This window comes from Streptomyces sp. SAJ15 (assembly GCF_007595705.1).
Lineage (GTDB): Bacteria > Actinomycetota > Actinomycetes > Streptomycetales > Streptomycetaceae > Streptomyces.
Map to the genome: position 1 here is coordinate 1 of NZ_NISY01000032.1, position 9,519 is coordinate 9,519.

The 9,519-nt window shown below is 68.3% G+C and carries 2 protein-coding genes and 1 pseudogene; all 3 read right to left on the reverse strand.

Annotation, left to right across the window (positions count from 1 at the left end):
• The coding region (locus CD790_RS37095) for a polyketide synthase dehydratase domain-containing protein (RefSeq protein WP_399218698.1) at positions 1-436 on the reverse strand (436 nt) is incomplete at its 3' end.
• Positions 428-1,087: pseudogene (locus tag CD790_RS37100) on the reverse strand (polyketide synthase); the annotation flags it as partial. The gene CD790_RS37095 and the pseudogene CD790_RS37100, both read right to left, overlap by 9 nt.
• The coding region (locus CD790_RS36720) for a beta-ketoacyl synthase N-terminal-like domain-containing protein (protein WP_399218696.1) at positions 978-9,519 on the reverse strand (8,542 nt) is incomplete at its 5' end. The gene CD790_RS36720 and the pseudogene CD790_RS37100, both read right to left, overlap by 110 nt.

Consider the following 9,519-nt stretch of genomic DNA (forward strand, 5'->3'; position numbering starts at 1 on the left):
CACCCCCCGACACCCCCACCGGAACCAACAACCCCAACGCATGCAACCCCGCATCAAACAACGCCGGATGCACCCCAAAACCACCCACACACTGCGCCTGGTCCTCAGGGAGAACCACCTCAGCGAACACCTCGTCACCCACACGCCAAGCAGCACGCAAACCCCGAAACCCAGGGCCATAGCCGAACCCGAGGTCGGCCAGCTGCTGGTAGAAGTCGTCGGTCGGAATCCGCTCGGCATCAGCCGGGGGCCATGACGAGTCCTTGCCGGCCTCAGCCGGCTGGTCGTCAAAACTGTCGGCGGTCAGAATTCCAGCGGCATGCTGAAGCCAGGTGCCCTGCTCGGATTCGTCGTCGGGGTCCTGCACCCGTGAGTGGATGGTGAGCGTGCGTCGCCCGTCGTCATCGGGTGGATCCAGGGTGAGCTGGAGCTGCACACCCGCCTGATCAGGGAGAACGAGTGGAGCGTGGAGGGTGAGCTCCTCCAGATGAGGACAACCGCTCTCGGCACCGGCGTGCAGCGCCAGCTCGACAAAGGCCGTGCCCGGCAGCAAGACCGTGTCCATCACCGCGTGATCAGCCAACCACGGATGCGTGGCCAACGACAGACGCCCAGTGAACACAAACCCATCAGACCCCGCCAACCGAACAGCCGCACCCAACAGCGGATGCCCCGACACCTCCAGACCCGCCGCCGACACATCCCCCCGCCCCGCAGGAACATCCAGCCAGTAGCGCTGGCGTTGGAAGGGGTAGGTGGGCAGGTCGACCCGCTGGGGCTCGGTGCCGGTGAAGGCTTGTTCCCAGGTGATGGGGAGGCCGTGGGTGTGGGCTTGGGCGAGGGCGGTCATGAGGGTGTCGGTTTCGGGCCGGTCACGCCGCAGGAGGGGTGCGATGACAGTCGGCTTGGGTGCCCCCTCCTCGTGGTCCACATCGGTGTTGTCGAGGGTGGTGTGGGTGAGGGTGGTGAGGACGGCGTCAGGTCCGAGTTCCAGGTAGGTGCTGACGCCGTGCTGGGCGAGCCATTGGATTCCGTCGTGGAATCGGACGGTGGCTCGGGCCTGCTCGGCCCAGTACCGGGGTGAGCAGGCTTGCTCTTCGGTGAGGGGCCGGCCGGTGAGGTTGGAGATCACCGGCAGCCTGGGCGGCTGGAACCCCGTTGACCGCCGCGAGCGACACCCGCCGCGCGTAGTCTTCGGCTTCCAGGGCTTGGCGTACGGTCTCTTCACGGGCCTCGACCGCCAGCATCGCCCCACCGGCCGGCAGGGCCTGCATCAGCCGGCCGCGAGCGGTGACCACGGTGCACGCGTCGGGCAGGGACCACACCCCGGCCACATACGCGGCCGCCACCTCACCCACCGAATGCCCCAGCAGATACTGCGGAGCCAGACCCCATGCTTCCAACAGGCGGAACAGCGACACCTCCAACGCGAACAACCCCGCCTGCGTATACACCGTCTCATCCACCAACCCCGAATCACCCAACTCCGGATCGGCGAAGACCACCTCCCGCAACGGACGCTCCAACCCCACGTCCAAGAACCCACACACCTCATCCCACACCCGAGCAAAGACAGGGAACCGCTCATACAACTCCCGCCCCATCCCCACCCGCTGCGCGCCCTGCCCGGTGAACAAGAGTGCCAACCGCCCACCCGCACCCACACCCGCGGCACCGCTTGAGGTGGTGGCGGTGGTGGGGACGCTGCCGGTGATGACACGGTCGGCCGGTTCGCCGGTGGCCAGCTGGTGGAGTCCCTCCAGCAGCTCCTCACGCCCCCGGCCCAGGACCACGGCACGGTGCTCGAACACCGACCGGGTTGCGGCAAGCGACCAACCCACATCCGCCGGCCGAAGCTCCGGACATGCTTGGGCATGCGCCCGCAACCGCACCGCCTGCTCCCGCACGGCACTCTCATCACGTCCGGAGATCAGCCACGGCACCACCATCGGCTCCGAGGAGGACTCCCGCGCCGACTCCGCCCCTGTGTCCCCCTCGCCTGCCTGGTCAGAAGCCCACCCGGGTGGCTCGACGGAGGTGGGCGACTGTTCCAGGATGAGGTGGGCGTTGGTGCCGCTGACGCCGAAGGCGGAGATGCCGGCCCGCCGGGGTCGCTCGGCGCGTGGCCAGGGCTGCGCTTCGGTGAGCAGGCTCACCACTCCGGCGGACCAGTCCACGTGCGGCGTGGGCGCATCGACGTGCAGGGTCTTCGGCAGCACCTCTCGCCGCAGAGCCATGATCATCTTGATCACCCCGCCCACACCTGCGGCAGCCTGGCTGTGACCGATGTTCGACTTCAGCGACCCCAGTCGAAGGGGTCGCTCAGCTGGGCGGTCCTGACCGTATGTGGCCAGCAGGGCGTGCGCCTCGATCGGGTCGCCCAGCGCGGTGCCGGTGCCGTGGGCCTCCACCGCGTCGATATCGCTCGTCACCAGACCGGCGTTGGCCAGGGCCTGGCGGATCACCCGCTGCTGAGAAGGACCGTTCGGCGCGGTCAGGCCGTTGCTGGCCCCGTCCTGGTTGACCGCACTCCCCCGTACGACTGCCAGAATCGGGTGACCGTTGCGCTCAGCATGAGACAGCGGCTCCAACAGGAGCATGCCCGCGCCTTCGGACCAGCTGGTCCCGTCCGCGCTCGCCGAGAACGGCTTGCACCGTCCATCGGCGGCGAGCCCTCGCTGCCGGCTGAACTCCACGAACCCGCCCGGCGTCGACATCACCGTGACACCGCCGGCCAGGGCCATCGAGCACTCGCCAGTGCGTAGGGCCTGGCAGGCCAGATGCAGGGCCACCAACGATGACGAACACGCTGTTTCCACCGTGACCGCCGGGCCCTCCAAGCCCAGGGTGTACGCCACGCGACCAGAGGCGACACTGGTCACATTACCCATCAACAAATAACCCTCGACGCTGTCCGGCGCCTCTTGAATACGTGGGGCGTACTCTTGGGACGCGACCCCCGCGAACACACCGACCTGGCTGCCCTTGAGCGCGGTCGGGTCGATGCCCGCACGTTCCACGGCTTCCCAGGAGATCTCCAGCAGCAGTCGCTGCTGTGGATCCATCGCCAGTGCCTCACGCGGGGAGATCCCGAAGAAGGCCGCGTCGAACTCAGGCGCTTCATGGAGGAATCCACCCTCGCGTACATAGGACTTGCCAGGCTTCCCAGGGTCTGGGTCATAGAGCCGTTCGACATCCCAGCCGCGATCGACGGGGAAGCCCGAGATCGCATCGGCTCCGGCGGCCACCAGGTCCCACAACGCCTCGGGAGACGAGGCTCCTCCTGGGAAGCGGCACGCCATGCCGACCACCGCGATCGGTTCCGCCACCACCGCGGCGGCCTTGGGAACCAGTGGAGCCTTCTCACCTCGGTCCCCCAGAAGCTCGACACAAAGGTGAACGGCCAGCGCCTCCGGGGTCGGGTGGTCGAAGAGCAAGCCGGCGGGCAGCCGCAGCCCGGTGGCGTCACTCAGCCGATTGCGGAGCTGGACGGCGGTGAAGGAATCGAAGCCCAGGTCAGCGAAGGCACGGGTCGCCTGAAGGTCCTGGGGTGAGGCGTATCCGAGGGTGTTGGCGGCGTGCGTGCGGATGATGTCCAGGAGGAGCTCATGCCGTTCCGGTACGGCAAGGGGGGCGAGGCTGACACGAAGGCTGTCGGCGTTGGTGGCAGCGGATCGGACTGGAGCAGCGGCGCCACGTCGAGTGGGGACGAGGCGCCTGAGCAGGGGATGCCGGGCGGCCTGAGTTGCTCGGTTACGTAGGTCCGCGGAATCGAGGTGGATGGGCAGGAGGACGGGGTGCGGGGTCGTGTGCGCGGTGTCGAAGAGCGTGAGTGCCTGGTGGTCGGTGAGGGGGTGGATGCCGGGGCGGTTGGGGTGGGTTTGGTCGGTGCGGTCGAGTTGGCTGAACGTGCCGCTGGTGGCGGCCCAGAGTCCCCACGCGAGGGAGTGGGCGGGGAGGTGGTGGGTGTGGCGGTGGTGGGCGAGGGCGTCGAGGAAGGTGTTGGCGGCGGCGCTATCGGCCTTGCCCGGTGCCCCGAAGACGCCGGAGGCGGAGGAGAAAAGCGTGAAGTGGGTGAGGTCGGCGTGGCGTGTGAGGTGGTGAAGGTTGAGCGCGGCGTCGACTTTCGTCCGCAGGACAGCGTCCAGCCCCTCGCAGGTCAGGCCATTCAGACCACCGCCTTCCAGCGCACCAACGACATCGGCCGCGTCCGCGGTGTGGATGACCGCGGTGATCGGGTGCTCTACGGGAACAGTGGCAAGGAGGCCGGCCAGGGCATGGGCGTCGCTGGTATCGCAGGTGCTGATGGTGACGTGAGCGCCCGCATCAGTCAGTTCAGCCTGTAGTTCCGCGGCGTCGCAGGCCCGCTTGCCGTCGGAGTCCAGGAGCAGCAAACGGCGTACGTCGTGGTGGACCACGAGATGGCGCGCAAACAGGGAACCAACGGTGCCGGTGCCGTTGGTGATCAGAACGGTGCCTTGAGAGCCGGCCGACCAACCCGACTCGACCTGCCCTTTCAGGTGAGAGGTGCGGGTGAGTCGGGGGGCGTGGAGGGTGCCGTGGCGTAGGGCGAGTTGGGGCTCTGTGGTGTTGAGGGCGGCGGTGGGGGCGTGGGTGGTGGAGGTGGGGTGGGTGTCGAGGTCGAGGAGGTGGAAGCGGTCGGGGTGTTCGGCTTGGGCGGAGCGGATCAGTCCCCATACAGGTGCGTGAGCGAGGTCGGGGGCGGGGTCGTGGGAGCCGGTGGTGACGGCACCTTGGGTCACGATGACCAGCCGGGTTCCGGTCAGGCGGGGTTCGGCTAGCCATGCCTGTACCCAGGTGAGGAGGCGGTGTGTCACCGTGCGGACCTGCTCGGCCGTCTCCTGAGCTGCCACGGCCCACTCGGGCCGATCCCCATCGCCGCGGGTGGTGGTGGCGGTGGTGGTGGTGGTGGCGATGTCGGCACCGGTCTCGGTGTGGGTGTGGGTGTGGGTGTGGGTGTGCCAGTGGTGGACGGTGAGGATGGCGGTGTCGGGGGGTGCCGCGCCGGAGTCGAGAGTGTGGATCAGGGCGGTGAGGTCGGTGTGGGTGTCCACGGGGGTTCCGGCGGCGGTCAGGGCGGTGACCAGGTCGAGGGGGTCGTCATCGATGACGGCCCACTGCCCGGTGAGGGTGGTGGCGGGCGGTCCGGAGGGAACGCCGACCCACTCCAGTTGGTACAGATGATCGTGCGTGGTGGCAGGGCGGGCAGCCAAGAGCTGTTCGGGGGTGACGGGGTGGGTAACAAGGCCGGCGACTTCGGCCACTGGTGCCCCGCGGCCATCAGCGACGGTTACGGCGACCGCGTCCGGTCCGCTGGGAGTCAGACACATACGCAAGGCACCCACGCCCTTCGCATGCAAGGACATGTGCCGCCAAGAAGACGGCAGCCGGTCATGGCGTTCAGCCGTCGACTGACTCTCGGGGGTGGTGGTGAAGGTGGCGGCGTGCAGGGCGGCGGCCAGGAGCGTCGGATGCAGGGCGTACTGGCCGGCCTCGTGGGCGTGGTCTTCGGCCAGGGTGGCCTCGGCGAAGACTGTCGTACCGCGCCGCCAGGCGGCTTGGAGGCATTGGAAGCCGGGACCATAGTCGAATCCGGCTTCCGTCAGGCCGGCATAGAGGCCGGTCAGATCGATGGGTTCGACGTCAGAAGGGGGCCACATCCCGTCCAGCGGGGCCCGGACCGGCGCAGCACTGTGGGCCGCTGTGGTGAGCGCGCCCGTGGCATGGCGGACCCACCCGCTCGCCTCCTCCAGAATGCTGTCCCGGGGCAGCTCGACGCGTGAGTGGATGGTGAGCGTGCGTCGCCCGTCGTCGTCGGGTGGATCCAGGGTGAGCTGGAGTTGCACACCTGCCTGATCAGGGAGAACGAGTGGGACGTGGAGGGTGAGTTCCTCCAGATGGGGGCAACCGCTCTCGGCTCCGGCGTGCAGCGCCAGCTCGACAAAGGCCGTGCCCGGCAGCAAGACCGTGTCCATCACCGCGTGATCAGCCAGCCACGGGTGCGTGGCCAACGACAGACGCCCAGTGAACACAAACCCATCGGACCCCGCCAACCGAACAGCCGCACCCAACAGCGGATGCCCCGACACCTCCAGACCCGCCGCCGACACATCCCCCCGCCCCGCAGGAACATCCAGCCAGTAGCGCTGGCGTTGGAAGGGGTAGGTGGGCAGGTCGACCCGCTGGGGCTCGGTGCCGGTGAAGGCTTGTTCCCAGGTGATGGGGAGGCCGTGGGTGTGGGCTTGGGCGAGGGCGGTCATGAGGGTGTCGGTTTCGGGCCGGTCACGCCGCAGGAGGGGTGCGATGACAGTCGGCTTGGGTGCTGGCTCCTCGTGGTCCACATCGGTGTTGTCGAGGGTGGTGTGGGTGAGGGTGGTGAGGACGGCGTCGGGTCCGAGTTCGAGGTAGGTGGTGACGCCGTTTTGGGCGAGGCATTGGATTCCGTCGTGGAATCGGACGGTGGCTCGGGCATGTTCGGCCCAGTACCGGGGTGAGCAGGCTTGCTCTTCGGTGAGGGGCCGGCCGGTGAGGTTGGAGATCACCGGCAGCCTGGGCGGCTGGAACGACACCCCTGCCAAGGCGGTTTCGAACTCGTGGAGCATGGGGTCGATGTGGTGGGAGTGGAAGGCGTGGCTGACCCGCAGGGGTGTGGTGCGGTAGCCGGCTTCGCGCCAGGTGTGGCGTAGTGCGTCGATGGCGTCCGTGTCGCCGGAGACCACCATGGCGGTCGGTCCGTTGACCGCCGCGAGCGACACCCGCCGCGCGTAGTCTTCGGCTTCCAGGGCTTGGCGTACGGTCTCTTCACGGGCCTCGACCGCCAGCATCGCCCCACCGGCCGGCAGGGCCTGCATCAGCCGGCCGCGAGCGGTGACCACGGTGCACGCGTCGGGCAGGGACCACACCCCGGCCACATACGCGGCCGCCACCTCACCCACCGAATGCCCCAGCAGATACTGCGGAGCCAGACCCCATGCTTCCAACAGGCGGAACAGCGACACCTCCAACGCGAACAACCCCGCCTGCGTATACACCGTCTCATCCACCAACCCCGAATCACCCAACTCCGGATCGGCGAAGACCACCTCCCGCAACGGACGCTCCAACCCCACGTCCAAGAACCCACACACCTCATCCCACACCCGAGCAAAGACAGGGAACCGCTCATACAACTCCCGCCCCATCCCCACCCGCTGCGCGCCCTGCCCGGTGAACAAGAACGCCAACCGCCCACCCACACCCACACCCACACCGCCGCCGCTGGAGGTGGTGGCCGTGGTGGGGGTGCTGCCGGTGATGACCCGGTCGGCGGGTTCGCCGGTCGCCAGCTGGTGGAGTCCCTCCAGCAGCTCCTCACGCCCCCGGCCCAGGACCACGGCGCGGTGTTCGAACACCGATCGGGTGGTGGCCAGTGACCAGCCGACATCGGCTGGTTCCAGGTGGGGCTGTGTTTGGAGGTGGCCGCGCAGTCGTAGTGCCTGGTCCCGCACCGCGCTCTCACTTCGCGCGGACAACAGCCAGGGAATCACCGTCGGGACCGATCCGGTTTCCCGGCCTGTCACGTGGTCGGTCGGCTCTTGCGGTGTCGTGGGCTGGGTTTCTGCGGGGGTGGGGTTGGTGCCGCTGACGCCGAAGGCGGAGATGCCGGCCCGCCGGGGTCGCTCGGCGCGTGGCCAGGGCTGCGCTTCGGTGAGCAGGGACACAGCTCCGGCAGACCAGTCCACATGCGAGGTGGGCGCGTCCACGTGCAGTGTCTGGGGCAGCAGCTCATGGCGCATCGCCATGACCATTTTGATCACTCCGCCGACACCGGCGGCGGCCTGGGCGTGGCCGATGTTGGACTTCAACGATCCCAGCCACAAGGGCCGGTCGACGGGCCGGTCCTGGCCGTAGGTGGCCAGCACTGCCTGTGCCTCGATCGGGTCTCCCAGCGTGGTGCCGGTGCCATGCGCCTCCACCACATCGACATCCGTGGCCTCGAGGCGCGCGTTGGCCAGGGCCTGGCGGATCACCCGCTGCTGAGACGGACCGTTCGGCGCGGTCAGACCGTTACTCGCCCCGTCCTGATTGACCGCACTCCCCCGCACCACCGCCAAGACCGGATGACCCTCACGCACCGCCCGCGACAACGGCTCCAACAACAGCACACCCGCACCCTCAGACCACCCCGTCCCGTCCGCACCCTCAGCAAACGCCTTACACCGCCCATCAGCAGCCAACCCCCGCTGCCGACTGAACTCCACAAACACCCCCGGAGTGGACATCACCGCCACCCCACCCGCCAACGCCACCAACGACGACGAACACGCGGTATCCACCGTGACCGCCGGGCCCTCCAGACCCAGGGTGTAAGCGACCCGGCCCGACACCACACTCGTCGCGTTGCCCGCGAGTAGGTAGCCCTCGACTTCAGCCGGCGCCTTGCTCAGGGTTGTTGCGTAGTCACCGCTGCTGGAACCAGCGAAGACACCGGTCTGGCTGCCCTTGAGTGAGGCCGGATCGATGCCCGCCCGCTCCAATGCCTCCCAGGCCGTCTCCAGCAACAGACGCTGCTGCGGATCCATCGCCAGCGCCTCACGCGGAGAGATCCCGAAGAACGCCGGATCGAAGTCGCCCGCGTCGTAAAGGAACCCACCCTCACGCGCGTAGGACGTACTCAAGCTGTCCGGGTCGGGATCGTACAGCCCCTCCAAGTCCCACCCGCGATCGCTGGGAAACCCGGAGATCGCATCAGTGCCAGCTGCCACCAGATCCCACAGCGTCTCCGGCGAGGAGATACCCCCGGGGTACCGGCACGCCATCCCCACCACGGCGATCGGTTCATCGATGACCGGCGTGAGCAAGGCGGGCGCGGTGACGGCAGGCCGTCGTCCCAGGAGCTCATCACGCAGGTGATTGGCGAGTGTGGTGGGGTTGGGGTAGTCGAAGATCAGGGTGGTGGGCAGCGCGAGTCCGGTCGCCGTGCGCAGTCGGTTGCGCAGTTCCACGGCGGTGAGCGAGTCGAAGCCCATGTCCCTGAATGCGCACCCCACCTCGATCCCTTCGTGGGACGAATGCCCCAGGGTGGTGGCGGCGTGGGTCCGCACCAGGGCCAGGAGTGTTTCCAGTTGTTCGGGCGTCGACAGTTCCGCTAGGCGTCGACGCAGTTGGGCCGAGGCGTCGCTTTGGTTGTCTGTCGGCGTGTCGAGGCTGGTGGTTTCGGTGGTGGCGATGACTTCGGGGATGTCGGTGATGAGGGGGCTGTGGCGGATCGAGGTGAATGTTTCGGTGAAGCGTTCCCAGTCCATGTCGGTGACGGTGAGGAACGTCTCGTCGTGGTCGAGTGCTTGTTGGAGGGCGGTGATAGCCAGTTGGGGGTTCATCGCCCGCACACCACGGCGGCTGAGCTGCCGCGCGGAGGCTTCCTCGACCGCCATGCCGGTGTCGGCCCAGGCTCCCCAGGCGAGGGAGGTGGCGGGGAGTCCTGTGGCGCGTCGGTGGTGGGCGAGTGCGTCGAGGTAG